The sequence below is a fragment of the Lacticaseibacillus camelliae DSM 22697 = JCM 13995 genome, from assembly GCF_001436615.1.
Classification (GTDB): domain Bacteria; phylum Bacillota; class Bacilli; order Lactobacillales; family Lactobacillaceae; genus Lacticaseibacillus; species Lacticaseibacillus camelliae.
Window position 1 is genome coordinate 50,548 of sequence record NZ_AYZJ01000002.1, and the last position, 23,873, is coordinate 74,420.

General features: G+C 57.7%; 24 protein-coding genes. 17 read left to right on the top strand and 7 right to left on the bottom strand.

What is annotated here, in order from left to right; genetic code table 11:
* Nucleotides 1–8: 8 nt before the first annotated feature.
* The 3 genes from ispE (at nt 9) to FC75_RS00305 (ending at nt 2,723) form a co-directional block, all read left to right on the top strand.
* A complete protein-coding gene (gene ispE / locus FC75_RS00295) occupies nt 9–857 on the top strand; it encodes a 4-(cytidine 5'-diphospho)-2-C-methyl-D-erythritol kinase (RefSeq protein ID WP_056988698.1) in 849 nt (282 codons plus the stop codon).
* 144 nt (nt 858–1,001) lie between these two features.
* Nucleotides 1,002–1,880: a cation diffusion facilitator family transporter gene (locus FC75_RS00300; protein WP_054661907.1), complete on the top strand. Its 879-nt coding sequence runs from the start codon at nt 1,002–1,004 to the stop codon at nt 1,878–1,880.
* 168 nt (nt 1,881–2,048) lie between these two features.
* On the top strand, nt 2,049–2,723 hold the full coding sequence (locus tag FC75_RS00305; RefSeq protein ID WP_082397669.1) for a Crp/Fnr family transcriptional regulator: 675 nt from the start codon (nt 2,049–2,051) through the stop codon (nt 2,721–2,723).
* Between the two features lie 61 nt (nt 2,724–2,784).
* Here the strand turns inward: FC75_RS00305 and FC75_RS00310 are convergent, their stop codons facing one another.
* From FC75_RS00310 to FC75_RS00320, 3 genes are read right to left on the bottom strand one after another with little or no spacing between them, the layout of a single operon-like run.
* The gene (locus FC75_RS00310; protein ID WP_235808679.1) at nt 2,785–3,318 is read right to left on the bottom strand and encodes a GNAT family N-acetyltransferase; all 534 of its coding nucleotides are present in this window, start codon (nt 3,316–3,318) and stop codon (nt 2,785–2,787) included.
* Between the two features lie 42 nt (nt 3,319–3,360).
* A complete protein-coding gene (locus FC75_RS00315) occupies nt 3,361–4,119 on the bottom strand; it encodes an ABC transporter permease (RefSeq protein WP_054661913.1) in 759 nt (252 codons plus the stop codon).
* On the bottom strand, nt 4,112–4,759 hold the full coding sequence (locus FC75_RS00320) for an ABC transporter ATP-binding protein (RefSeq protein WP_054661916.1): 648 nt from the start codon (nt 4,757–4,759) through the stop codon (nt 4,112–4,114). The genes FC75_RS00315 and FC75_RS00320 overlap by 8 nt, the downstream gene beginning before the upstream one ends.
* Before the next feature lie 216 nt (nt 4,760–4,975).
* Between FC75_RS00320 and purR the strand changes: the two genes are divergently transcribed.
* The 5 genes from purR to FC75_RS00345 all read left to right on the top strand — a co-directional run bounded on the left by purR (nt 4,976) and on the right by FC75_RS00345 (nt 11,212).
* Entirely contained in the window at nt 4,976–5,827 is an 852-nt protein-coding gene (purR, locus tag FC75_RS00325; protein ID WP_056988700.1) for a pur operon repressor, read from the top strand.
* Complete coding sequence (locus FC75_RS00330; RefSeq protein ID WP_056988702.1) at nt 5,824–6,984, top strand: VanZ family protein; 1,161 nt, start codon at nt 5,824–5,826, stop codon at nt 6,982–6,984. Before purR ends, FC75_RS00330 begins: the two co-directional genes overlap by 4 nt.
* Before the next feature lie 62 nt (nt 6,985–7,046).
* The gene (locus FC75_RS00335; protein WP_054661922.1) at nt 7,047–8,549 is read left to right on the top strand and encodes a glycosyltransferase; all 1,503 of its coding nucleotides are present in this window, start codon (nt 7,047–7,049) and stop codon (nt 8,547–8,549) included.
* Between the two features lie 109 nt (nt 8,550–8,658).
* The gene (gene glmU / locus FC75_RS00340; protein WP_054661925.1) at nt 8,659–10,068 is read left to right on the top strand and encodes a bifunctional UDP-N-acetylglucosamine diphosphorylase/glucosamine-1-phosphate N-acetyltransferase GlmU; all 1,410 of its coding nucleotides are present in this window, start codon (nt 8,659–8,661) and stop codon (nt 10,066–10,068) included.
* Between the two features lie 175 nt (nt 10,069–10,243).
* A complete protein-coding gene (locus FC75_RS00345; RefSeq protein WP_156314282.1) occupies nt 10,244–11,212 on the top strand; it encodes a ribose-phosphate diphosphokinase in 969 nt (322 codons plus the stop codon).
* Between the two features lie 98 nt (nt 11,213–11,310).
* Here the strand turns inward: FC75_RS00345 and mscL are convergent, their stop codons facing one another.
* Nucleotides 11,311–11,682 carry a large-conductance mechanosensitive channel protein MscL gene (mscL, locus tag FC75_RS00350; protein WP_054661931.1) on the bottom strand — a complete coding sequence of 124 codons (372 nt, stop codon included), beginning with the start codon at nt 11,680–11,682 and terminating at the stop codon, nt 11,311–11,313.
* A 115-nt stretch (nt 11,683–11,797) separates the two neighbouring features.
* Complete coding sequence (locus FC75_RS00355) at nt 11,798–12,850, bottom strand: YdcF family protein (protein ID WP_056988704.1); 1,053 nt, start codon at nt 12,848–12,850, stop codon at nt 11,798–11,800.
* Nucleotides 12,851–12,928: 78 nt separating this feature from the next.
* Between FC75_RS00355 and FC75_RS00360 the strand changes: the two genes are divergently transcribed.
* Entirely contained in the window at nt 12,929–13,372 is a 444-nt protein-coding gene (locus FC75_RS00360) for an NUDIX hydrolase (protein WP_054661934.1), read from the top strand.
* On the opposite strand, the gene FC75_RS00365 is transcribed toward FC75_RS00360, so the two are convergent.
* Entirely contained in the window at nt 13,369–14,712 is a 1,344-nt protein-coding gene (locus FC75_RS00365; RefSeq protein ID WP_056988707.1) for an HD domain-containing protein, read from the bottom strand. The two genes, FC75_RS00360 and FC75_RS00365, sit on opposite strands and share 4 nt — an antisense overlap.
* Before the next feature lie 163 nt (nt 14,713–14,875).
* Here FC75_RS00365 and FC75_RS00370 point away from each other — a divergent pair, with 163 nt between their 5' ends.
* The 6 genes from FC75_RS00370 to FC75_RS00395 all read left to right on the top strand — a co-directional run bounded on the left by FC75_RS00370 (nt 14,876) and on the right by FC75_RS00395 (nt 20,838).
* Complete coding sequence (locus FC75_RS00370) at nt 14,876–15,322, top strand: YwiB family protein (protein WP_054661937.1); 447 nt, start codon at nt 14,876–14,878, stop codon at nt 15,320–15,322.
* Nucleotides 15,323–15,372: 50 nt separating this feature from the next.
* On the top strand, nt 15,373–15,996 hold the full coding sequence (gene rpoE / locus FC75_RS00375) for a DNA-directed RNA polymerase subunit delta (protein WP_305068811.1): 624 nt from the start codon (nt 15,373–15,375) through the stop codon (nt 15,994–15,996).
* 228 nt (nt 15,997–16,224) lie between these two features.
* Complete coding sequence (locus FC75_RS00380; RefSeq protein ID WP_056988708.1) at nt 16,225–17,823, top strand: CTP synthase; 1,599 nt, start codon at nt 16,225–16,227, stop codon at nt 17,821–17,823.
* A gap of 265 nt (nt 17,824–18,088) precedes the next feature.
* Entirely contained in the window at nt 18,089–19,387 is a 1,299-nt protein-coding gene (locus FC75_RS00385; protein ID WP_056988710.1) for a UDP-N-acetylglucosamine 1-carboxyvinyltransferase, read from the top strand.
* A 95-nt stretch (nt 19,388–19,482) separates the two neighbouring features.
* Nucleotides 19,483–19,737 carry a type B 50S ribosomal protein L31 gene (locus tag FC75_RS00390; protein ID WP_054661945.1) on the top strand — a complete coding sequence of 85 codons (255 nt, stop codon included), beginning with the start codon at nt 19,483–19,485 and terminating at the stop codon, nt 19,735–19,737.
* A gap of 444 nt (nt 19,738–20,181) precedes the next feature.
* Nucleotides 20,182–20,838 carry a DUF2238 domain-containing protein gene (locus FC75_RS00395; RefSeq protein ID WP_054661948.1) on the top strand — a complete coding sequence of 219 codons (657 nt, stop codon included), beginning with the start codon at nt 20,182–20,184 and terminating at the stop codon, nt 20,836–20,838.
* Here FC75_RS00395 and FC75_RS00400 read toward each other — a convergent pair.
* Nucleotides 20,835–21,464 (bottom strand): SMI1/KNR4 family protein, encoded by a 630-nt coding sequence (locus FC75_RS00400; RefSeq protein ID WP_156314283.1) that lies wholly within the window; start codon nt 21,462–21,464, stop codon nt 20,835–20,837. The two genes, FC75_RS00395 and FC75_RS00400, sit on opposite strands and share 4 nt — an antisense overlap.
* 84 nt (nt 21,465–21,548) lie before the next feature.
* Between FC75_RS00400 and FC75_RS00405 the strand changes: the two genes are divergently transcribed.
* Complete coding sequence (locus tag FC75_RS00405) at nt 21,549–22,304, top strand: hypothetical protein (protein WP_056988712.1); 756 nt, start codon at nt 21,549–21,551, stop codon at nt 22,302–22,304.
* Nucleotides 22,305–22,357: 53 nt separating this feature from the next.
* The gene (locus FC75_RS00410; RefSeq protein WP_054661954.1) at nt 22,358–23,743 is read left to right on the top strand and encodes a UDP-N-acetylmuramoyl-tripeptide--D-alanyl-D-alanine ligase; all 1,386 of its coding nucleotides are present in this window, start codon (nt 22,358–22,360) and stop codon (nt 23,741–23,743) included.
* Nucleotides 23,744–23,873: the final 130 nt, after the last annotated feature.

A 23,873-nucleotide genomic window follows, 5' to 3' on the forward strand; every position in this document is an offset into this window, starting at 1 on the left:
GGTTGACCATGGAACTGATCCAGAAGGCCCCAGCCAAGATCAATCTCAGTTTAGACGCCCTTTTTCAGCACCGTGATGGGGCCCACGAGTGGGAAATGGTAATGACGTCGGTTGATCTTGCTGATTACGTGCGCATCAAGCCAAGCCGCACCATCACAGTGGCAACCGACAGCGGGTTTCTTCCTGAAGATCCGCGTAATTTGGCGTACCAGGCCGCCCTGGCGCTGCAGACCGCGGCCGGCATGCGCCAAGGCGCGGCCATTCAGCTGGAAAAACATATTCCGGTGGCCGCGGGGCTGGGCGGCGGCTCATCTGATGCCGCCGCGGTGCTGCGCGGGTTGAATGAGCTGTGGGACCTTCACTGGCCGCTGGCGCGCTTGGCGCAGGTGGGGCTTGCGGTGGACTCGGACGTGCCCTACTGCGTTTACTCGCAAACCGCCTTGGTGCAGGGGCGCGGGGATCAGGTCACTCCGCTGAATCAGCGCCCTGACTGCTGGGTCATTTTGGCCAAGCCCAGTATTTCCGTGTCGACCGCCAGCATTTTGCGCGCCATCGATTACACCCGGCCGATGCCAAGGCCGGATACCGCCAAGGTGGTTGAAGGGGTCAAAAGTGGTGATTTTGAGCTGATGACCGCCGGCATGGCCAATTCCTTGGAGGCGGTCACTGCGGCCCGGCACCCGGAAATCTTGGCGCTTCAGCAGCGCCTGCTGCGCTACGGCGCGGCGGTGGCTCAGATGTCCGGCAGTGGGCCGACGGTGTTTGGCTTGTGCCGCAAGCGGAGTCGGGCCCACCGCATTTACAACAGCATGAAGGGCTTTTGCCGGGAGGTGTACCTGGTGCGGCCGCTGCAGTAGACGTCTTGAGACGTCTTTTTTTATCCGTAACGATTCCCGATAAACGCCGGTACGACGGGACTTTGGTTGACTTTGAAAATCCGGAAGCCGACAATGGAGCTAACCGGTTGCACTACTTGGGCCGCGCGCACGGGAGGAATTAGGATGACACAACCGAAACCAAATCACGCGTTTCGCTGGGGAATTTTCTTCAATTCGCTTTACATTATTGCCGAAGTCGGCTTTGGGCTGGCTATTGGGTCGATTGCGCTGGTCGCCGATGCGCTGCATAACTTAAGCGATGTGCTGGGGCTGTGCATCGCCTGGTTTGCCAGCTGGTTGACGCTGCTGAAGCCGACTTCGCAGCGGACATACGGCTACAAAAGCTCGTCGATCATGGCGGCCCTGCTCAACGCGGTGTTTCTTTTGATCGCAATGGGCGCCATCATTGTTGAAGCCCTGCAGCGCCTGGCCACCCCTGAGCCGACCAAAGGTGGCATCGTCATGCTGATTGCCGGCGTGGGAATCCTGGTCAACGGCGCCACGGCGATGTTGTTTCATGCCGGCCAGCAGCGCGATCTCAACATTCGCGGGGCGTTCATGCACATGGCAGCAGACGCCGGAGTTTCTTTAGGCGTCGTGATCGCCGGCGGCATGTACCTCTTGACCGGCTGGGAGTGGCTGGATCCGGTCGTCTCGATCCTCGTGGCGCTGGTGGTCCTGGTTGGGACATGGGGGCTGCTGAAAGACGCCGTCAACTTGGCGATGGCCGCTGTGCCCAAGGCCATCGACACTGAAAAAGTGCGCGCCTTGATCAACGCGTATCCCACAGTGGCCAGCTGTCACGACCTGCACATTTGGGCGCTGAGCACGACTGACGTGGCGCTGACGGTGCACATCACGCGGAAGACCGATGTCAACAACGACCAATTCTTGGAAGAACTCGGCCACAAGCTGCGCCACACGTTTGATATTGCCCACGTGACGATTCAGGTCGAATACGGGGATTATCTGCCGCTCCAGGCTGGGGATAACCCGTACTGAATGGCTAGTGGCAATCGACTGGGGTCAACTTGACGCAAATCAAGTTAAATGACTGGCTGAGCTGGTAGGCTTACCTCAGAGCACCAAAAAGGTACTCATGAGGCTGATCTACACCAGTAGGTCTGTCGGGGATGGCGTCAGGAAACTGAGCGAAGGGGGAAATCAATCATGCATCAGCACGAAGCAGAGGACTGTGTGCGGCTCGTTCCGATTTTTCAAACACTGGCCGAGGGTGACATTACGTCCATCGCCAAGCTGGTCCGTGATCAGACGCTGAAGGCCGGCGACTTTTTGTTCACGGAAGGGACAGCGGCTGACCGGCTGTACATCCTGGCGCACGGGCAGGCGAAGGTCACGCAAAGTACCGCGGCGGGCCGCGAGCAGCTGCTGCGGGTACTGGGCGCAGGAGATTTTGACGGGGAAGGCGTCCTGTTCACCAAGGGCGAGCACACCACCACTGCAACGGCCCTGACACCACTGTCCGTTTGCACCATCAGCCAGCGCGATTTTCAGGCGCTGCTTAAAAGCACCCCGGCCCTGGCGTTGAACGTGCTGAACGCGCTGGGCCGCCGGGTGGTCGCGCTGGAGGCCAAAACCACGGCCCAGGCGGTGGCCAGCGTTTCCGAGCGGTTGGCGAACTATCTGGTCGAAACGGCTGGGGCCATCGGCAAGCCAAGCTTTGACCTGCCGCTCAAGAAAAAGGACCTCGCGCAGTACTTAGGCACCACGCCTGAAACCATCAGTCGCAAGCTGGCGAGCTTTGAGGACGCCGGCCTGATTCGGCAAAGCGGGCGCCAGCACATTGAGGTGCTGGACGCGGACGGCCTAGCGCTGCAGGATTAATTTGGGCCAAAGTAAGCCGGCAGTTGCACAATTGCGTGCAGCTGCCGGCTTTTGGCGTGGGCTAGAATTCCCGATAGTAGTAGATGTCCGTGTCCCCTTCTTGCGACGTGAACCGGTAGTCGTTGGTGTTGAGCCCGCCGATGCAAAAGCCAGCGGCCAGGTAAAACCGGTTCGCGCCTAGGTTGGACCCTTGCGCGATGGTGCAAAGGCCACGCTTGCCGTGGGCTTTCGCAATGGGCTCAGCGGCTTGCAGCAGCTGCACGGCAATGCCTTGGCGCCGAAAGGCCTGATTCACTTTGAGGTCGGCTAGGTACAGGTACCGGTTAAAGTGAAAGTCGTACTCAAACGTCGCCAGTGCCACGCACTGCCCATCCGTGAACGCGCCCAGGGCGAACCCCACCGCGTCGATGTCTTGCAGCTGATAATTTTCCTCGGGAAAGGTCTGCTCGGCCACTTCGGCGCTGAGCTGCTCCTGGTGCTGCCAGCCGGCTTCCGTATAAGTGACCAGCAGCCTGCCAAAACGCTTGAACGGCTGGTTCGGAAGGCGCAGGGCCGCCTCATTGTCCTCAGTGATGCGCTTAATTTCGATTGCCAATTGTTCTCCTTCTCAAGTCGTGACTGATTGCAGAAAGCCTGGTTACCGCAGCTGCAGGTCCTCATTGAAGAACTGCGGATAGGCGCAGTAGCAGGCGATGACACTGGCCAGACTGGTCGCCGCCAGCAGCATGAAGGTGACCATGATCTGGTACATGATGGCCTTGCTGGGATCGATGCCGGCGAAAATCAGGCCGGACATCATGCCTGGCAGGCTGACCAGCCCCACCGTTTTCGCCGAGTCAATGGTCGGCGCCATGCCTGTTTTGATGGCGTTGCGCACGATGTCGAGCGTGGCCAGTTTGGCGTCGGCGCCTAGCGCCAGGCGCTCCAGCACGGCCTGGCGCTGGTCGTGAAACGACGCGTTCAGGTTGCGGTAGCACAGCCCAATGGCCACCATCGCGTTAGAGGCGATCATGCCGGAAATCGGCACGATCTGGCTCGGCGTGAACTTGACGGCATGGGCCACGACCAGCAGTGCGATTGTCGTAATGGTCGCCACGCTGATCGCCAAAAGGGAGATCCAAAATGCGTAGGGGATGCCGTTGGCCCGCCCGCGCGCGTTCCACGCCGCGTTCAGGATGATGATGGCCACCATGAGCAGCGTCAACGCCGGCCGGTCGACCTTGATGATGTACGTCAACACGTAGCCGACCACGGTAAGCTGGATCACGGCCCGGATCACCCCGACAATCATATCCTTTTCGAGGCCGATGTGCTCCTTGAAATTAACGAGCAAGGCGATGATGACAAGCACGACCGCAAAGGCCAGTGCTGTCGGACTGACAATGAGATTATTCATGTTCGGCCTCCATTCTGCCGGCGGTGATTGTGATCAGCCGGTGGGCAACGGCAATTTCGCTTTCGTCATGGGTCACCGCGAGCACGCTGAGCCCTTGATGCAGGTTCTTGTCTTCAATCAGCTGGTGGACGATGTCCTTGGTGGCGGTGTCCAGGCCTGTCGTCACCTCGTCAAGCAGGATCACCTCTGGGGTGAACAGCAGGTTGCGGATCAGGGCAACGCGCTGCTTTTCGCCGCCGGAGAGTTCCTTGATGGGCTTATCCAGCATGCTGGCCGGCAGGTCGACCTGCTTGAGGGCGGCGGTGGCCCTTGCCGCGTCAAACGGCAGGTCGCGCAGCGTAAACGGGAAGGCCAGATTGTCGCGGACCGAGTCGCCAAACAGGCTTGGCTGCTGGAAGCAGTACGAGACCTTGCGGCGGTACTCGACCTTGGGGGTGCTGCTCTGCGGCTGGTCGCGGTACAAAATGGTCCCACTGGTCGGGGTCAGCAGAGTGGCCAGCAGGCGCAGCAGCGTGCTTTTGCCGGAGCCTGAGGGACCGGAGAAGGTCACGTATTCGCCTTCGTTGACGGTGAAACTGATGTCCTTCAGGATGGCGCGGTTTTCAGTCTTGAACCCGACATGATCTAGTGAGAATAGCAAATGCTCACGTCCTTTCTATCTAATGATCATTCTAATCTAACCCGGAGAGAATTGCATCAAATTCCCGTTTCAACGCCTAATTATTGGAATTAGGCGAACGTTCGGAACTATTTTCTAATAAAGCTAGGAATTTAGGCCAAAATCCCATATAATGTTGAGGATTGGTACCAAATTCGGTGCGATAATCCAAATATTCGGAGTTCAAGGAGATTACTCATGACAAAAGTTCGGCGTAGTGACCGGTTGATCGACATGACCCGGTATCTGTTAGAGCGGCCGCATACTTTAGTGCCGCTCACCTATTTTTCCAAGCGGTACGATTCCGCTAAGTCCTCGATTTCTGAGGATCTGGCAATCGTGCGGCGCGTGTTTGCCAACCGGCAAACGGGGATTCTTGAAACTGTCCCCGGAGCGGCTGGCGGCGTCCGGTTCATTCCCACCATTGGCGAGGAAGAGGCAGAGGCGTTCATCACTGAAATGTCCCACCGGCTGTCCGAAACAGACCGGCTGCTGCCAGGCGGCTACGTTTACCTTTCCGACCTGCTGGGAACGCCGGACGTCCTGCGGCAGATTGGCCGGCTGATCGCGACCCAGTACCTGGACGCGAAGGTTGACGCCGTGATGACAGTGGCCACCAAGGGCATTCCAATCGCGCAAAGCGTCAGTCAGTACCTCGACGTGCCGTTCGTGATTGTGCGGCGCGACAGCAAGATCACCGAAGGCTCGACCGTGTCGGTCAACTATGTGTCGGCCAGCTCGGCGCGGATCGAGAAGATGGAGCTGTCCAAGCGCAGCCTGCCTGCCGGCTCGCACGTTTTGATCGTCGACGACTTCATGAAGGGCGGCGGCACCGTCAACGGCATGCGGAGCCTGATCAAGGAGTTCGATGCGGAGCTGGTCGGCATCTCTGTCTTTGCTGAAGGCAACTTCTCCGGCGACCGGATGGTGACGGATTACACCAGCTTGATCCGGGTCGACGAGGTCGACACCAAGGCCAACACGCTGCACGCCATCGCGGGCAACTACCTCGCACAAAATCAAGACCGCCTGCACGCACTGAAAAAATGAGTGCTTATCTGATTCCCATTAAAAGTGAGGTGATCGCGTTTCCGTTCATCGCACTTTTTGTGTCGTTGCCATTTATGGTCGGACAATATCGCAAGTACGGCAGTTTCCTGTTCTGGCGGGCAGTGGTGCTGTACAGTTTCGTGTTCTACCTGCTGGCGGCGTACTTCATGATCATGCTGCCCCTGCCGAGCCGGGCCAGTGTCGCGGCACTGACCACGCCGCGGTATAACTTGGTCCCTTTCAGCGCGCTGCGAACATTCTTGGCCACGACGGTATTTTCACCGTTTCACCCAGGGACGTGGCTGGTCGCGCTCAGGCAGCCCGGCTTCATTCAACCGGCGTTCAATCTCGTGTTGACGCTGCCGTTTGGGGTTTACCTGCGGTATTATTTCAAGCGCAGTCTGCCGCAGGTGATGGTGATGACGTTTGGCCTTAGCTTGTTCTTTGAGCTGACACAGCTGTCAGGGCTTTACGGGATTTACCCGCGACCGTACCGGTTGTTTGACGTGGACGATCTGATCATTAACACGACCGGCGGGGTGCTTGGTGGTTTGCTCGCCCCAGCGTTGATGCGCGCTTTTCCGACCCGCGAAGAAATGGACCGCAAAAGTTATGCGCAGGGCGCAAGAGTCACGTGGTTACGGCGGTTTGTGGCCTTTGTCATCGATAATGTGGTGGGGGTCGGCCTGACTGTTTTGGTCATGACCCTGCTGGCGAGGCTGTTTGACCTGACCAGTCCGCTGCTAACGTGGTTGATCAACGCGGTGTTCGCCCCACTTGTGGTGTTTGTCCTGAGCCCGCTGCTGGCGGGTGGCGCAACGCTGGGCAAGCGCTTGGTCCGCATCCGCGTGGTGTGCGAAGATGGTCGCCCCGTGGGCTTTTGGCGGCTCCTGTACCGCGAGTTTCTACTCTACGGGTTCGCCAAGTATGTCGTGGTCGGGCTGAACGCCGTGTTTGCTGAGCTGTTTTCCAAGTTTCATCGCACTGACCTGAACTGGGCGCTGTTTGCGCTGCTCCTTGCGGCCTTTCTTTTCTTGCTGGCCAATTTTATCTGGGAGGTCATCACCCGCGACAATCATTATTTCTACGACGTGTGGGCGAGGACCAAGCAAGTCAGCACTGCTTCGCGCAAGGCGCAGACTAAGGCCACCGATTGACGGCTGCAAGCCAGCGGCGCACCATAGTGTTGACGATGCCTGAATAAAGAAGGAGACCCATCATGGATTATTTCATCACCGACCGGCTGCGGGAGCCGCTTTCCGCCATTGAGCTGGTCATGATCAATCGCGTCAAGCTGTTTGCGCAGGCGGACCGCAAGGCGCGGATCGTCACGCGGGATTACGAACGGCATGTGAGCCGCGTCTTGAAAGGACGGGGGCTGACTGACCGCCAGTACCTCAACATGTACGATTTCTTTCAGCACGTTGCCGATGACGCCGCCCCGCAAAGCAATCCGCGGCTGCAGTTTCCCACGGCCACGCTGGTGCGGGCCGATAATGCCCGACAGGAAAACGTGTTTGTCGAGGAAAGCAGCACGGCCATCGCCACGATCACTTACTTGGACGACGCGTTGACCCAGGTGGACGCAGTGTCGCATTTCAACAGTCTTGGGGCGCTTTACCAGCGCGACCTTTACGACCATGGCAACTGGCTGTCTTTGCGACAGTTCTTTGACGCGGCCGGTCACATCACGACGCAGGAATTTTTGACCCGGCAAGGCACCGTGGTGCTGACGGAGGCGTATGGCCCGGATGCTGCCGGCACTTGGGCAAATCGCGGGATGAAGCTGGTCTCTAAAACTGGCAACACGCGCTTTTTCACCAGTCTTGACGTCCTGTTTGCCTATTTCCTAGACCAAATTGCGGCCCGTGACCACGCCGCGCTGTTCATTGCCGACCGCCACGAAATGGCTGTGTGGCCGCTCAGCCACATGACCGTGCCAGCGCGGCGGGTGCTGCAGATGCACAGCTCGCACACGGTCGACGCTGATGATCCGGAATACAGCCAGATCGCCTACTATGTTCAAATGGCAGTCGATCATGGCTTTGATGCGGTGCTCACGGCGACCAAGCGTCAGCGGGACCTGCTGGCCAAGCGGATCCTCTTGCCGATTTTTGCCGTTCCGATTCGGCCGCTGGCCAGCCTGCCGGCAACCACTAAGCTGGCAGAGCGGCCGGCAAATCATCTGATTGCCATTTCCCGCTTGTCTGCAGAGAAACGGTTGGGCGACACGATTGACGCAATCGACCAAGTGAAGAAGACCCATCCGGCGGTTCAGCTGGATATTTACGGGGCCTCCATGGCAGGGTATGAGGAGGACCACAAGTTGCGGCACCAGGTGGCGGCGCTGAAGCTTGAGGACACCGTGCACTTTCGCGGTTTCGTCAGGGACCTTGGCCCGGTGTATCGCAGCGCGCAAATGCTGATCGTCTCCAGCAAGTATGAGGGGTTCAACATTGGCTTGCAGGACGGACTGGCGTATGGCGTGCCGGCAGTCAGCTACGCGATCGAGTACGGGCCCAAAGAACTCGTGCACGATGGCATTAATGGCCGACTAGTACCCAATGGCGACGTCGCCGCGCTGGCCGCCGCCATCAGTGAGCTGCTGGACAATGATGCGTTGCGCCAGGAGCTCAGCACTGGCGCGCGCGCCAGTGTGGCCCCGTACCTTGAGTCCGCGGCGATCGCAGCATGGGCCCAAGTGTGGACGGCGCTGGGGTGAACGCGCCGCAAACGCCGGCCTTAAGCGGTCTATGCCATTGATATGATTTGCGATGGGTTGGCCGCTGGGCTATGCTTGAGTTATCTTAAAATGAGATAGGAGCATCAACATGACGAAGAAATTCACGCTCATTCTGGCGGCCGGAAAGGGCACCAGAATGAAGTCGAAGCTCTATAAAGTGTTGCACGAAGTCTGCGGCAAACCAATGGTCGACCATGTGCTGACCGAAGTGGAAAAGACGCACCCGGACAAGGTCGTGACCATTGTCGGCCACGGCGCTGAGGCGGTTGAAAAGGCCCTGGGGTCGCGCACTGAGTACGTGGTCCAGGAGCAGCAGCTCGGTACCGGACACGCGGTGTTGCAGGCTGAGCCGCTGATCGGCGATGAAGCCGGGATGACCTTGATTGTGTCCGGTGACACGCCGCTCTTCACGGCAGACACGTTCACCAAGCTTTTTGAGTACCACCAGGACAAGGGTGCCACCGCCACCATTTTGACGGCGCAGGCGCCTGATCCGTTCGGCTACGGCCGAATCATCCGCAGCGACATCGGCACGGTGCAGAAAATTGTCGAACAAAAGGACGCCACCCCGGAAGAGGCCCGGGTTGACGAAATCAACACCGGCGTTTACGTCTTCGACAACCGTGAGCTCTTTGCGGCGCTGCACCAGGTCAAAAACGACAACGCGCAGGGCGAGTACTACCTGCCGGACGTCATTCAGATCATGAAGGCAAAAGGGGACGTCATTGCGGCTTACCGCATGCCTGATTTTTCCGAATCGATGGGGGTCAACGACCGCGTGGCGCTGGCCGCTGCGACCAAGGTCATGCAGGCCCGGATCAACAAGCGGCACATGCAAAACGGCGTCACGCTGATCGACCCGGCCACGACGTACATCGACCGCGACGTCGAGATCGGCCCCGACACCATTGTCGAGCCTGGCGTCTATTTGAAAGGGCACACCAAAATCGGTGCTGGCTGCAAGATCGGCACGCACTCCGAGCTGATCGACGCAACGCTGGAAGACGACGTGACCGTCACCAGCTCAACAATCGAGGACTCGATCATGCGCAAAGGGTCGAACATCGGCCCGAACTCGCACCTGCGGCCGCAATCGGACATCGGCGAAGGCGTCCACCTCGGCAACTTTGTCGAGGTCAAAAAAGCGACGATTGGGCCGCGGACCAAGGTCGGTCACCTGACGTATGTCGGTGACGCGACGCTGGGGTCAGACATCAACGTCGGTTGCGGCGTGGTCTTCGTCAACTACGACGGGGTCAAGAAGTGGCACACCAACGTTGGGAGTCACGCCTTTATCGGTTCCAACTCCAACATTGTGGCACCGGTCGATGTTGCAGATCACAGCTTCATCGCGGCCGGCTCGACCATCACGGATGATGTGCCTTACCACGCGATGGGCATCGCGCGGGCGCGGCAGACCAATAAGGCGGACTTCTGGGACCGCTCGGCGCTCGCCAAAGACGGCGAGTGGAACGCCGACGATGCCCACGAAAAGTGAAAATAGCGGTGAAAACCAGCGGACTGATTCTGAAAGTCGGCTGGTTTTGTTTGGTTAAAATCTGATGACATGTGAGTCGTGCACGCCCTTAACGGGGATGTTCTGGTATAATCGGCTTGTAAAGAACGTATTCAGCTGACTGCGCTGTCGTCATTTTAGTCTGATGGAGGAAAACATGTCTTACTCTGATCCAAAATTGAAGATTTTTGCCCTGAACTCGAACAAACCCCTTGCGGAGAAAATTGCCGCTGAGGTGGGCGTCGAACTTGGGAAGTCCTCGGTGACCCGCTTTTCCGACGGGGAAATCCAGATCAACATCGAAGAAAGTATCCGGGGGGACGATATCTACCTGATCCAATCCACCTCGGCACCGGTCAACGACAACCTGATGGAGCTGCTTATCATGATCGATGCGCTGCGCCGGGCCTCGGCGCACACAATCAACGTCGTCATTCCGTATTACGGTTACGCACGCCAGGACCGGAAGGCGCGTTCTCGTGAGCCTATCACCGCCAAGCTCGTGGCCAACATGCTCGAGCGCGCCGGCGCCAACAGCGTCTTAGCCCTTGACCTGCACGCCGCCCAGATTCAAGGTTTCTTCGATATTCCCGTTGATCACCTGATGGGCGCACCGCTGCTGGCGGATTACTTCATTCGCAACGGCTACACCAACGCCGACACTGTCGTTGTTTCGCCGGATCACGGCGGCGTGACCCGGGCGCGCAAGCTGGCAGAATTTCTCAAGGCGCCGATCGCCATCATCGATAAGCGTCGGCCGCGGCCTAACGTCGCTGAGGTCATGAACATCGTCGGCCACGTGAAGGGCAAGCGCTGCATCATCATTGACGACATGATTGACACGGCCGGCACCATCACGCTGGCCGCCCAGGCGCTGAAAGATGCCGGGGCCATCGAGGTCCAGGTTGCCGCCACGCACGCGGTCTTCTCTGGCCCGGCCATTGAGCGCCTGCAAAACAGCGCCATCGAGCGCGTCGTTGTGACCGACTCGATCAACCTGCCGGAAGCCAAGAAAATTGACAAGTTGACCATCGTTTCGGTCGGCCCGCTCATCGGCCGCGCCATCACGCGGATTCAAGAAAACAAGCCGGTGTCACCACTGTTTGAGAACCGGTTCACCAAGTAAACTGATTGGTGCCTGCAAGTTAACGCCAAAAAGGACCCCACTTCATTTTGAAGTGAGGTCCTTTTTGGTGTACTCGGGCAATCAGTGGGTTTGCGCGCTTAGTCTTGCTTCTGCTTGGCCAGCAGGTCGCGGATCTGCGTTAACAGCTCCTCCTGACTTGGCCCGGCTGGCGCTGGCGCCTTTTTTGGCAGCAACTTGTTGGCCCCGCGGACTAGCAGGAACACAATAAAGGCGATGATCAGAAAGTTGAGGACGTCGTTGATAAACTGGCCGTAGCTGAAGGTGGCACCGGCGACGGTCACACTGAGTTTGGCCAGGCTGGAGCTCTTCAAAAACAGGCCGATCAGTGGGTTGATCAGGTTCTTCGTCAAGCTGGTGATGACTGCGGTGAAGGCACCGCCAATAATGACCCCGACGGCCATATCCAGTACGTTGCCGCGCATGATGAAGGCCTTGAATTCTTTGAGCACAAAGATTCCCCCTTAATGGTTTGTGGTTACCCTCATTGTAGCAAAAGGCCGCTTTGGAAGGCAGAAAAAATCTCCCTGGAAAAGCGCCAGACACGGGGAGGACCTGATCATCGGTTTAGTGAATGAGGCCTGCGCTGGCCACCGCGGCCGCCAACAGTGTGATCAAAACGCCGGCGATGATGTGGCGCCGTTTGTGGAGCACCACAAACGCCAAGTACTCGCGAATGACCGCGTTGGGCAGGTAGTAAAACGAGGTGGCGGCACCGACCCCGTTGGCCTTCAGCCCGGCGGCGCGGGCGAAGACCCCGGCACGGAACAGGTGGTAATTGTTCGTGAAGAAGGCGACCTTGACGGCTTTGTTTCCTTCGCGCCGGTCGATCAGCGCCTTGGAAAACTTCATGTTCTGATAGGTGGTCTTGGACTGATCCTCGACCAGCGTGTCCGCCTGCGGCACGCCGTGGGCCACGGCCCATTGCTGCATGGCGCGGCCTTCGGGCAGGGTTTCATCGCTGCCCTGGCCCCCAGAAAAAATGATCTTCGGAGCCGGGCGCCCTTTTTGTTTTTGCTTTTGGTAGAAGTCAATGGCCACCTGAATGCGTGACGCCAGCAGTGGGCTGACGCGGTGTCCTTGCAACAGTCCCGCGCCCAGCACGATCAGGTAGTCGCGATCGTGCCGCGGGCGGTAAAGGTTATACAGCACCAGGATGGTGAGAAAATTGTACAAGGCAACAAGTTCGTAGCCGATCGCCAGGATGAAGAAGGTGCTCAGGCCGGCATACAGCCACGTCGGGACCCAGTTGCGGCCGAAAACAGCGGCCAGTTCTAGAAGTACTAGGCCCATGGCGATGCCCAAGGTCAGCATATTGGCCAGGCTGTGGCCTTCGCGGTGCCAGACCAGCCAGGCATTCCACAGCAGCCACACCAAGTGGAACGCGACAATCAAGGCAATCACCAGCACGAAGATGACAAATAAGGTCAAGGATACGGCAATCAGCAGCCGATTTTTCGAGCCTAAAATGGCCAGCGCAATGGTCAAGAGTGCTGCTAGCGCGAACAGGTTGAACAACATCCCGTTGTACAGGTGACGCGGTTCGTGGATGAAGCTGAAAAGAAAGATGGCGCCCATGATAATGGCCGGTAGGTAAAGCCAAAGGGGCAACGGGGACATTTGATCACATCCTTAGTGGCAGTGAGACAGGGATTCGAGTATAATGAGGAAAAAATGAGAAAGAGGACGGCAGCGATTATGTCAGAGCCAGTATTTGGCCAGAAGGATCCTAAACTGGATTATCACAAGCGCGTTGGGGTGTACAGGGTGATCCCCGACAAGGACGGGAAGCGCCTGTTGATCCTGCAGGCCCCCAACCACGCGCTGTTTTTGCCAGGTGGTGAGGTGGAGCCCGGTGAAACCGATGAGGAGACCCTGAATCGGGAACTGCTGGAAGAGTTTGGCGTGAGGGTCACCATCGGCGAAAAGCTTGGGACCGCTGCGGAGTATTTTTACTCCCACCATCGCCAGACCGCGTACTATCACCCCGCGACGTTTTACGCCTGTACGGACATTGAGCAGGTCCAAAGCCCGCTGGAGGATTTCAACACACTTATGCTGATGCCGATTGCACTGGCGGCCGCCTCTTTGAAGCGGCCCACGCATCGTTACGGGGTGGCACAGTGGCTCAGGACGCGTTAGCGCGGCTCAATCAGGGAATCGTTGAGGATGTACTGTTGAAATTTAGTGTAGGTGCCGGCGAACAAATCGTCGGCATTTTTGCTCAGCATGACTTTGGGAAAGTAGAAGCGCTTGTCACCGATGGCCTTGCCGGAAATGGCGGCGACCAGCGGCGATAGGGTGGACAGCTCCTCCAAAGTCCCGTCACGCTGGATGATCTCGATCTGGGTCTTCGGGTCGGCAACGCTAGGGTCATACTGATCGTACGGCAAGTCGAAGCTGTCGTTTTCGGCGGTGTAGTACTCAGGATCAAAACCAGCCTCGGCCACGAGGGCTTTGAGCTTCGGCAGCAGGCGCGCCGTTTGGTTCGTAAACGCGACGGACTTCAGCGGGCGCCGGCTCAAAAAGCGGCTGGCGAGGTCCTGCAGCACCAGATCGGGGTAGTCGAGCCAGTAGGTGAAGTACGTGTTCAAGACGCCATCGTCCAGTCGCAGGTAGTCCTGCAGGTTGAACTGGTGCTCAAAAAAGGGAATGAGCAGCCGGGGGTTGAACCGGGTGTCGAACTTGCCGGCCTCGTACAGCGTCTTGGCACGTTCAAGCAGGTGCGTCAGGATCATTTCCATGCTGCGCGACACTGGGTGGAAGTAGACCTGCTGGTACATCTGGAAGCGGCCGACAATGTAGTCCTCGACGGCGTGCATTCCGTTGGCGTCAAAGCCGATGCCGCCGCGGTACGGCCGTATGACCCGCAGGATGCGCGCCAGGTCGAATTCACCGTACTTGGTGCCGGTGAAGTAGGCGTCTCGCAGGAGGTAATCCATGCGGTCCGCGTCGATCTGGCTGGAAATCATCTGCACCACCTGCGGGTTGGGGTAGGTATGGGCGATGACGCTGGCCACTTTTTCCGGAAAATCAGGCGCGACGCCCCGCAGCACGGCGTTGACCTTGGTGCTGGGGTCCGTGAGAATACGTCGCGTGATGGCCTCGTGATCGGTGCCAAAAATGTGCTCAAACGTGTGTGAGTACGGGCCGTGGCCGATGTCGTGCAGCAGCGCCGCGCACAGCGCAACGAGCCGCTCGTTGTCATCCCACAGGCCGTCGCCTGGCGTTTGAGTTGGATAGTTGACGGCAAAGTTGTCGCAGATCTGCCGGGTGATCTCGTACACGCCCAGGCTGTGGGTGAAGCGGGTGTGTTCGGCGCCTTGAAACACGTAGTCCGCCACGCCCAGCTGCTTGATGCGGCGCAGGCGCTGGAACTCCGGTGTGTTGATCAGGTCCAAAATGACCTGGTGCTGCACGTGGATGTAATTGTGAACCGGATCGCGGAAGACTTTTTCGCGGGGAAGCAGTTTGATGTTCATCGTTTTCTCCTTCATGAATGGTGGCAAGGCCAAGATTAACGTTAGCCTAATCTTGCTCAATTCCTATTATATGCAAGTTGAAAGCCGGCTGCATCTTTAGTCCCAATTGTGCCCGCCAGTGGTCTTGTAAGTTATAATAGGCAAGAAAGGATGATGGATGCCCATGGATTTAGCACACGGCGTTGACGTAAAAGTGCATCTCGAGACGTTTGTGACCCAGGAAGGCGAAACCGAGCGTCACGTGTTTGACGAACCAGGAACGGTCGTGCAAATGGGGGATACGCTTTATGTGCGTTACCGCGAGATCAATGAAAAAGAACACACCAATTACCCGGTCACGCTGAAATTGCGCGGTGATGGCTCGGTGCAGTTGTCACGCGGTTCCAGCGATGATGACACCCACCTGCGCCTGCATTTTGCCAACAACCGGCGCATCTTGACCCGGTATCGGACCCCGTATGGCGACATTCCGGTGGAGACCATCACACCGCGGCTGGACGTGCGGCTGACGACTGAACCGTTGACCGGTGAAATCTACATCGAATACCAGTTGAACGCAAACGGCCAGCACCTGGGAAATTACCGGTTGCGATTGCTTTTTAGCGCTTGAGCGCGTATGATTCAGAATAGACTGTATTAACCAGAAAGGGCGTGTACCGGTTGAAACTTGATGTATTTGCCGATGCGAACAAGTCGGAATTGTCCATGATCGAGGTGGCGCGCGCCATTCTCGAAGAAAAAGGCGACACGATGGGTTTTGCTGACATTGTCAACGAGATTCAGACCTATCTTGGCAAGAGTGATTCTGAAATTCGCGGGCGCTTGTCGCAGTTCTACACGGATCTGAACGAAGATGGCAGCTTCATCTCGCTTGGGGACAACGTGTGGGGCCTGCGTGCTTGGTATCCGTACGAATCTGTTGACGAAGAGGTCAACCATCCAGAAGACGAAGAGGACGCACCACGCCGCAAGAAGCGTAAGAAGGTCAACGCCTTCCTCGCCGATGCCGGGGATGATGACGACGTGATTGACTACAACGATGACGATCCCGAAGACGATGACTTTGATGCCGATGACAACGAGACCGAAGACACCACAGACGACTTCGACGATACTGACGCTGATGACACCGACGACGAGGACGATTCCTTGCCCGATGGGATCGAGGGCCAGCTGGCCGAATTCTCTGATGATGACACGGATACGGACGATGAAGAGGACGCTGACACACCAGACTTTTCCGGTGACGACGCGGATGCTGACGATTCGGACGAGGATAATTAACGCAAGTGACTAACGCCGGCAGCGGCGTTTTTTTGTCTCTGGCAAGTCCTTGACACGGACCCCACTTCCCGGTACTATATTGCTTGGGCGCCCTGCAGAAATGTCAGGGCCAGACGCTTGCAAGCTCCCTGTTCATCTTGAATAGGGAGCTTGTTTTTGTTATTTCCCGATGTCGCACTCGGCTGCCGCGGTGCAGCCTGCCTCAAAAAATCATAAAGGAGTCTTCTCATGACCAAGTATATTTTTGTTACCGGTGGGGTCGTTTCGTCGCTGGGTAAAGGGATCGTGGCCGCCAGTTTGGGCCGGCTGCTCAAGAATCGCGGCCTCAAGGTGACGATTCAGAAGTTCGATCCGTACATCAACGTCGATCCGGGAACCATGAACCCATACCAGCACGGGGAAGTGTTCGTCACCGATGACGGCACGGAAACCGACCTTGACCTTGGCCACTACGAACGCTTCATCGACATCAACCTGAACAAGTACAGCAACGTCACCACCGGCAAGATCTACTCGGAAGTGCTCAACCGCGAGCGCCACGGCGAGTACCTCGGGGCGACGGTGCAGGTGATCCCGCACATTACCAACATGATCAAGGAGAAGATCATGCGGGCGGCGACCCACACCGACTCCGACGTGATCATCACGGAAATCGGCGGCACGGTCGGCGACATCGAGTCCCAGCCGTTTCTGGAAGCCATTCGCCAGATGAAGAAGGACGTCGGCCCGGAGAACGTCTACTACATTCACGCAACCCTGGTGCCGTACCTGCGCGCGGCCGGTGAAATGAAGACCAAGCCGACCCAGCACAGTGTGCGGGAACTGCGCAACGTCGGCATTCAGCCCGACATGCTGGTCCTGCGCACCGAAAAGCCGGTCACAGATTCGATGAAGAAGAAGATCGCGCTGTTCACCGACGTGCCGGTTGAATCCATCATTGAATCACGCGACGCCAAGATCCTGTATCAGGTGCCGCTGGCGATGCAGGCCCAGGGCATGGACCAGCGTGTCGTGGACCACTTTGGCTTCGACACGCCGCAGGCCGATATGACCGAATGGCAGGGTCTGGTCAACCGCGTCGAGAACCTGCAGGACACGGTGCGCATCGCGCTGGTCGGCAAGTACGTCGAGCTCAAGGACGCCTACATTTCCGTCAGCGAGGCCCTCAAATCGGCCGGCTACTTCTGGAACGCGAAGATCGATCTGGTCAAGTTCCAGGCCGACGACATCACCGAGGACAACGTCAAGGAGAAGCTGGAAGGCTTTGACGGGATCCTGGTCCCGGGCGGCTTCGGCGACCGCGGGCTGGAAGGCATGATCACCAGCATCAAGTATGCCCGTGAAAACGACGTGCCGTTCTTCGGCATCTGCCTGGGTATGCAAATGGCGTCGATCGAGTTTGCCCGTGACATGGCGGGAATCAAGGACGCCTTCACGACCGAGGTCGACAAGGACGTCAAGGATCCCGTGATCGACATCATGGCCGACAAGAAGAACCTCAAGAACCTCGGCGGCACCCTGCGGCTGGGTCTGTACCCGTGCGTCCTGAAGCCGGGTTCCGTGGCGGCCGCGGCCTATGACAACGTGCCGGAAATCCAGAAGCGGCACCGTCACCGCTATGAGTTCAACACCAAGTACCGCCCGGCGCTCGAAGCCAAGGGTCTGGTGTTCTCCGGAACCAGCCCGGACGACCGCCTGATGGAGATCATCGAGTACCCGAAGAACAAATTCTTCGTGGCCCCGCAGTACCATCCGGAATTCCAATCCCGTCCGAACAAGCCGGAAGGTCTGTTCAAGGCGTTCATCAAGGCTGCCGGTAATTACTAAGCCGCAAGCCGCAAGTGCCAGCCCTGAGCAGGGCTGGCACTTTTTTGCTTTGAGTGCCAGGTTAATTTTCGTGAAAGCCGCGTCAGACTAATGATTTCGGGTTGTGTTTTAGGCGTCAGTTCATTAGAATATAACGGTGAATGCGATTCTTATTTCGCATCATCCTACCAGAGTTCGTGACGTATTGAAGCAATTATTCGAGGCCAGCTTCAGCCTACCTGACCGCCTAAGGGCGCAGTGCTCGTATTAGTGAGGAAAAATCTAAATGAAAAATATGCTGATCCACGGAGGCAAGAAGCTCTCCGGTACCGTTGTGATCGGCGGGGCAAAGAATAGTACCGTGGCGCTTATTCCCGCTGCGATCTTGTCCCGCACCCCGGTCACCTTGGAATCCGTGCCGGTGATCCAAGATGTTTATAATTTAATGGCGATTCTCGACGAAATGAACGTGAAGTCCACCTTCAAGGATTGTGTGCTGCGGATCGACCCGTCGCGCATTCAAAACGTGCCGCTGCCCAGCGGTAAGATCAAAAGCCTGCGGGCGTCGTATTATTTTATGGGTGCGCTGCTTGGCCGCTTCGGCCGTGCCGTTGTCGGCCTGCCTGGCGGCGATGACATTGGACCGCGACCCATCGATCAGCACATCAAGGGCTTTGAGGCGTTAGGGGCGACGGTGACCAACGACCACGGCGCCATTTCCATCACCGCGCCCAAGGAAGGGCTGCACGGCGCACGGATTTTCTTCGACATTTCATCCGTTGGTGCGACCATTAACGTGATCTTGGCGGCGGTGACCGCCCACGGTCACACCGTGATCGAAAATGCGGCCAAGGAGCCGGAGATCATTGACCTGGCGACTTACCTCAACAACATGGGCGCGGTGATCCGTGGTGCCGGGACCGACACAATCCGAATCGAAGGCGTCGATCAACTGGCCGCGCATAATGCACACACCATCATTCCTGACCGCATCGAGGCGGGGACTTACCTCGCGATGGCCGCGGCGGTCGGCGACGGCGTCAACGTGAAGAACATCATTTCGGAACACTTGGACGCTTTTCTGGCGAAGCTGGAGGAAATGGGTGTCGTGATGGACGTCGGCGAGGACAGCATTTTTGTTTACCCGTCAGGCGATCTGAAAATGGTGCAGGTCAAGACCCTGCCTTACCCCGGCTTTGCGACTGATCTGCAGCAGCCCATCACGCCGCTGATGCTCAAGGCCCACGGTGAGGGCATCATCATCGACACGCTGTATCCGAAGCGGGTGCGGCACATTCCGGAACTCGTGCGCATGGGCGCGGACATCACGATCGAAAATGATGTGATCATCGTGCACCACGCCGATCACCTTGAGGGCTGCGAAGTGGCGGCCGAGGAAATTCGCGCCGGGGCCTGTCTGATGATCGCCGGGCTCATGGCAGATGGTGAAACCACGATCACAAAGGCGGAAAACATTCTGCGCGGCTACGATCGGGTCATCATGAAGCTGCGCGGGCTCGGCGCAGACGTGCAGTTGGTGGACGCGGCCGCTCCTGAGGAGGAGCCGCTGCGGGCCGAAAACTGATTGCAAGTTTGCCCGCTGCATGATAAAATGCTAGAGTTGTGTATCACAAGTAATCTCTAGGTCAGGCAATGGCTTAGGGCAAAGGAGAAGATATTATGAAGCAAGGCATCCATCCAGATTATCATCCAGTCGTATTCCTGGACTCCTCGACCGGCTACAAGTTCCTGTCCGGCTCAACGAAGAAGTCTTCAGAAACCATCGAATGGGAAGACGGCAACACGTACCCACTGGTTCGCGTTGAAATTTCTTCTGATTCTCACCCGTTCTACACGGGCAAGCAGAAGTTCAGCAAGGCTGACGGCCGAGTTGATCGCTTCAACAAGAAGTACGGTTTCACAACTGAAAAGTAACGTTGATCAATCAAAAGCTTATCTGCGGATGAGCTTTTTTTGTTGCCGAGGTGGCACGTGCGGTTAAGGTCAATGAACACAAAATTTTTGCCGGGCGCGATTGGCGAATAATGGTGTTGTTAAAGGCATTCGGCCGTCTGGTTCAGGATTACAAATTTTATTTATGAAAGTTGAACAGATATCCTAAGTTGACGTTATATAATGAAATCATATTAAGGCGGTTGTGATTTTGCCTTAAGCTTACACATTAACTTACACTCCCAAAAAAGTTCCCCCAAACTTTTCCACCAGCGATGGTGGTTTTTTTTTGCCCACTGGCTGCCTTAGCAGTCGGTGCGCCGCGGGCCACCGCGTGAACAAAGTCGTTCGTGAAGCTGACAATGAGTCAGCCGCCCCTTGCCAAGCGGCGACTGCCTTCAGTAGACTGGGGGCAAAGGAGTGCTTATGACAAAAATAGTGAAGTGGTTGTACGCGGTAAACGTGGTCGGTGCGCTTTTGTACATCGCGGTGTGTTTGCCGAAATTGCTGATGGGTCAGCCGATTTATCCGGGCCAGGCAGGACTGCTGGCCCAGGTGACGGCTGGCATCGTGCTGGCGCTTTTGCCCGCCGGCATCGAGTGGGTGTTTCATTTCCGGTTTCCGCCAATTTTGAAGCTGATTTTTGAACTATTCATTCTGGGTTCCGTGCTGCTCGGCACAGGCATGCAGTTTTACAACATTCCCTACTGGGATAAATTCCTGCATCTGTTCTCGGCGGCGATGCTGGCGGGCCTGGGCATGGCGATTTTCTGCGCACTGACGCCGCAGGACCGGCTGCCGGCGACCTCACCGCTGCTGATTGCGCTGTTTGCCTTCACGTTTGGCGCGACCATCGGTGTGTTTTGGGAGTTCTATGAGTTCACCTTTGACGGTTTGCTGGGGCTGAACATGCAGCGCTACATGGCCCACGGCGTGCTGCTGGCAGGACGCGCGGCGCTGATGGACACGATGGGCGACTTGTTTGCCGACGTGTTTGGCGCGCTGGCGCTGGCCGTGTTTGCCTATTTTCAGGTTAAAAAGGACGTGAAGTGGCTGGCGGCGTTTCAGTTCCAGCGGGATTAAAGCGCCGCGGTAAGCCGGCTTTGCAGTGCCGGTGAAAAGGCCTGCCAGCGGTACTGGTGCGCAAAGGCCAGCTCGCTTTCGGCGGCGTGCCGCAGCAGCGGTTGCTTCAGCCAGAAGGCCAGCCACTCGCCGTAGCGCTCACTGGGAAGCTCGCTGCGGGCGTACTCTGCCAGCTGCGGCAGCGCGGCTTCATCAGCGATGAGCGCGGCGTGCGCAAATTCCTGTTCAGACGGCTTGGGTGACAGCCTCGGAGAAACCCTCTGCAGCCGGGCCAAAAATTGGTCGAAGTCGGTTGCCACTGTCAGCCACTGATCGACCTCCCAGTCAATGTAGCGAATGGCCGGACCTGGCGTTGCCAAATCAAAGCACCAGTAGCGCACGCCATCAGCCGCAAATGGCAGTAGGTGTGCGGGCAGGGGTGTGGCCAGGCGCGGGCCGACTGTCGCGAAGGCGTGAATGGAGGCGCCGGTCAGGCCCTCGCTGGTCGGCTCTTCAGTCGGGCAGAAAAAGCGGGTGGGCCACTGCCCGGTTTGCAGCAAGGCAAAGTAAGCCTCAGGCACTCGCGGATCGTGCGGCAGTGTCGGCAAGGCCGAGAGCGGTTTCAGTGAAACAGGCCATGAAATCATGAAAATCAACCTTTCAAAGCGTCCAGATGCCCGGGCGGGTCAGTCAATAAAGCTGTATAATTGGGCAGGAGAGTGGAGACTACGATGCGGAATAATATTGTCTATGTTCATTACGAGCCGCTAGCGAACATGTTCAAAACGGCGGGACTGTCAGCGAGCGACGTGCTCAACGCCACGCCGACGCCTTTTCGGCACCTGCTGCTGCTGCCGCCGGTGGATGAAGATGAATTCATTGACCCGCACACCGGGTTGAACGAGGTGTCCGGTGAAGCGGCCGTCACCGATTTTCTGCGCAGCAAGGCCGCTCGGACGCGCAGCTGGCTGGATTACAAGCACGCCAGTTACCTGCGGGACCTCCTGCCAACCGAAATCGCGGAGCTCCTTTACTTGGGGTTTGCGAAAACGCATATCACCCCGCCATTTTACTACAAGCTGCAAAATGAGCTGGTGTTCTTGCCGCTGCAAGATGGTCAAGTGACCATGTACTTCCGGACCCTTGACCGGTTCAGCGCGACGCTCGCGGCCGGCATCGTGCGGCACCTCCGCCTGGCGGCCAACGATCAGCCGTTTTGGCTGCGGCTGCGTGCGCAGCACTTCCCGCCTGTGCCCACGAGCGTGCTGGCAGACTTGTACCCGCTGTTTGAGGATGGGGTGCTGATGGACTTTTCGCGGACCATTTTTTCCCGCACGCAGGTCAAGGTGCCGTTGTACCGCGTGCGCCGGCGCTTTGTATTGGAGCAGCCGCTGGATCAGGATGGCCTTGAAGACATCGGGGCCGTTTCCCTGACCCGGGCCAGCAACCAGTGGCGCCTCCGCCTGAAAACAGTGGCGGATCACTAGCCGTTGCGCTACAATGTTAGCGCTGTGTTTAAAAACAGGTGGGGGACTTTACAATGAAAATGAAATTAAGTGAGATTGCACGGGTCGTCGGTGCGCATTATGCGGTGCCAGATCCGGTTGCGCCCACAGTGACCGGGGTGGCGTTTGATACGCGCAAGCTGCATCCCGGCGATTTGTTTGTGCCCATCACGGGCGAGCGCGACGGCCACGACTTTATCGGTGCCGCTGAGCGCGCCGGGGCGGTGGCGACATTCGTGCAGGCCGGTCACGCGCCGGTCAGCACCGCGTTGCCGCAGCTGGTCGTTCCTGACCCGTTGAAGGCTTTAAACGACTTGGCGCGTTATTACCTGTTGATGAAGGTGAACCCCAAGGTGGTGGCCATCACCGGCAGCAATGGCAAGACCACGACCAAGGACATGACGGCGGCCATTTTGGCCACTCAGTACCACGTGATCAAGACCCAAGACAATTACAACAATGAGATCGGCGTGCCGATGACGATCCTTTCAATGGACACGAACACCGAGGTCTTGGTCGTTGAGATGGGCATGGACCGGCCTGGTCAGCTGGATGCCTTATCCAAGCTGGTCGAACCGGACGTGGCGGTGATCACGATGATCGGTGAGGCGCATATTGAGTTCTTCAAGACGCGTGATAAGATCGCCGACGCCAAAATGGAGATCACCCATGGTCTGAAGGAAGACGGGCTGTTCATCTACAACGGCGACGAGCCGCTGCTGCGTGAGCGGGCGAAGCAGGTCGACCAGGACCAGAAGACGTTTGGGCTGAACCCCGACAACATTTTGTACGCCCGGGACATTGTCGCCGGCGAGACGAAGACTGATTTTTCCCTGTCTCGGTGGCCAGACCTGCGCTTTTCGATCCCGATGATGGGGGAGTGGAACGTTGCCAATGCCTTGGCGGCCATTCTGGTCGGCCGGCGCTTTCACATCAAGCCCGAGGCGATCCAAGCCGCTCTCAAGGATTTTCCGGTGACCAAAAACCGGACCCAGTGGGTGACGGGGGACGCGGGCGAGCCGATTTTGTCGGATGTTTATAACGCCAATCCCACCGCGATGAAGGCGGTGCTGAATGATTTTGCCGAGTTTCCGTGCCGCGGCCGGCGCATCGCCGTGCTTGGCGACATGCTCGAACTAGGGGACGCCTCCGCCGCCTTACACGCCAGCGTGGCTGCCGCGCTAGACCCGCAGAAGATTCAGGAGGTCTACTTGTACGGCGATGAAATTGTCGCGTTGCGCGACGAACTGGCGAAAAAGTACGCCCCGACGCATCTACACTATTTTCCCAAAGGGGAGCAGCGCCATCTGATTGTCGCACTGGAGGATCACATCGTTCATGACGATTTGGTGATGCTGAAGGCCAGTCACGGCTTGCACCTGGAAAAGGTCCTGCAGGCACTGATCGAAGGTGCCGAATAAGCTGACAAAAGCGGCTCACCAGCCGCTTTTTGTGTTTTCTGGCGCGCAAACCGCCACTCAAGCACTGGTTGATAGGCAAACTGGGCCTTGGCGATTAGGCTAAAAGCAGCGTTAAATCAACGCAAACCGC

What these genes read in the sequence shown, in the direction of transcription:
- FC75_RS00365 (WP_056988707.1), bottom strand. Translation starts at nt 14,712, where the DNA reads ATGAACATCAAACTGCTTCCCCGCGAAAAAGTCTTCCGCGATCCGGTT.
- FC75_RS00335 (WP_054661922.1), top strand. Translation starts at nt 7,047, where the DNA reads ATGGATTATTTCATCACCGACCGGCTGCGGGAGCCGCTTTCCGCCATT.
- ispE (WP_056988698.1), top strand. Translation starts at nt 9, where the DNA reads ATGGAACTGATCCAGAAGGCCCCAGCCAAGATCAATCTCAGTTTAGAC.
- FC75_RS00380 (WP_056988708.1), top strand. Translation starts at nt 16,225, where the DNA reads ATGACCAAGTATATTTTTGTTACCGGTGGGGTCGTTTCGTCGCTGGGT.
- purR (WP_056988700.1), top strand. Translation starts at nt 4,976, where the DNA reads ATGACAAAAGTTCGGCGTAGTGACCGGTTGATCGACATGACCCGGTAT.
- FC75_RS00345 (WP_156314282.1), top strand. Translation starts at nt 10,244, where the DNA reads ATGTCTTACTCTGATCCAAAATTGAAGATTTTTGCCCTGAACTCGAAC.
- FC75_RS00390 (WP_054661945.1), top strand. Translation starts at nt 19,483, where the DNA reads ATGAAGCAAGGCATCCATCCAGATTATCATCCAGTCGTATTCCTGGAC.
- FC75_RS00355 (WP_056988704.1), bottom strand. Translation starts at nt 12,850, where the DNA reads ATGTCCCCGTTGCCCCTTTGGCTTTACCTACCGGCCATTATCATGGGC.
- FC75_RS00400 (WP_156314283.1), bottom strand. Translation starts at nt 21,464, where the DNA reads ATGATTTCATGGCCTGTTTCACTGAAACCGCTCTCGGCCTTGCCGACA.
- FC75_RS00370 (WP_054661937.1), top strand. Translation starts at nt 14,876, where the DNA reads ATGGATTTAGCACACGGCGTTGACGTAAAAGTGCATCTCGAGACGTTT.
- glmU (WP_054661925.1), top strand. Translation starts at nt 8,659, where the DNA reads ATGACGAAGAAATTCACGCTCATTCTGGCGGCCGGAAAGGGCACCAGA.
- FC75_RS00315 (WP_054661913.1), bottom strand. Translation starts at nt 4,119, where the DNA reads ATGAATAATCTCATTGTCAGTCCGACAGCACTGGCCTTTGCGGTCGTG.
- FC75_RS00395 (WP_054661948.1), top strand. Translation starts at nt 20,182, where the DNA reads ATGACAAAAATAGTGAAGTGGTTGTACGCGGTAAACGTGGTCGGTGCG.
- FC75_RS00405 (WP_056988712.1), top strand. Translation starts at nt 21,549, where the DNA reads ATGCGGAATAATATTGTCTATGTTCATTACGAGCCGCTAGCGAACATG.
- FC75_RS00360 (WP_054661934.1), top strand. Translation starts at nt 12,929, where the DNA reads ATGTCAGAGCCAGTATTTGGCCAGAAGGATCCTAAACTGGATTATCAC.
- FC75_RS00385 (WP_056988710.1), top strand. Translation starts at nt 18,089, where the DNA reads ATGAAAAATATGCTGATCCACGGAGGCAAGAAGCTCTCCGGTACCGTT.
- FC75_RS00305 (WP_082397669.1), top strand. Translation starts at nt 2,049, where the DNA reads ATGCATCAGCACGAAGCAGAGGACTGTGTGCGGCTCGTTCCGATTTTT.
- FC75_RS00330 (WP_056988702.1), top strand. Translation starts at nt 5,824, where the DNA reads ATGAGTGCTTATCTGATTCCCATTAAAAGTGAGGTGATCGCGTTTCCG.
- FC75_RS00410 (WP_054661954.1), top strand. Translation starts at nt 22,358, where the DNA reads ATGAAAATGAAATTAAGTGAGATTGCACGGGTCGTCGGTGCGCATTAT.
- FC75_RS00300 (WP_054661907.1), top strand. Translation starts at nt 1,002, where the DNA reads ATGACACAACCGAAACCAAATCACGCGTTTCGCTGGGGAATTTTCTTC.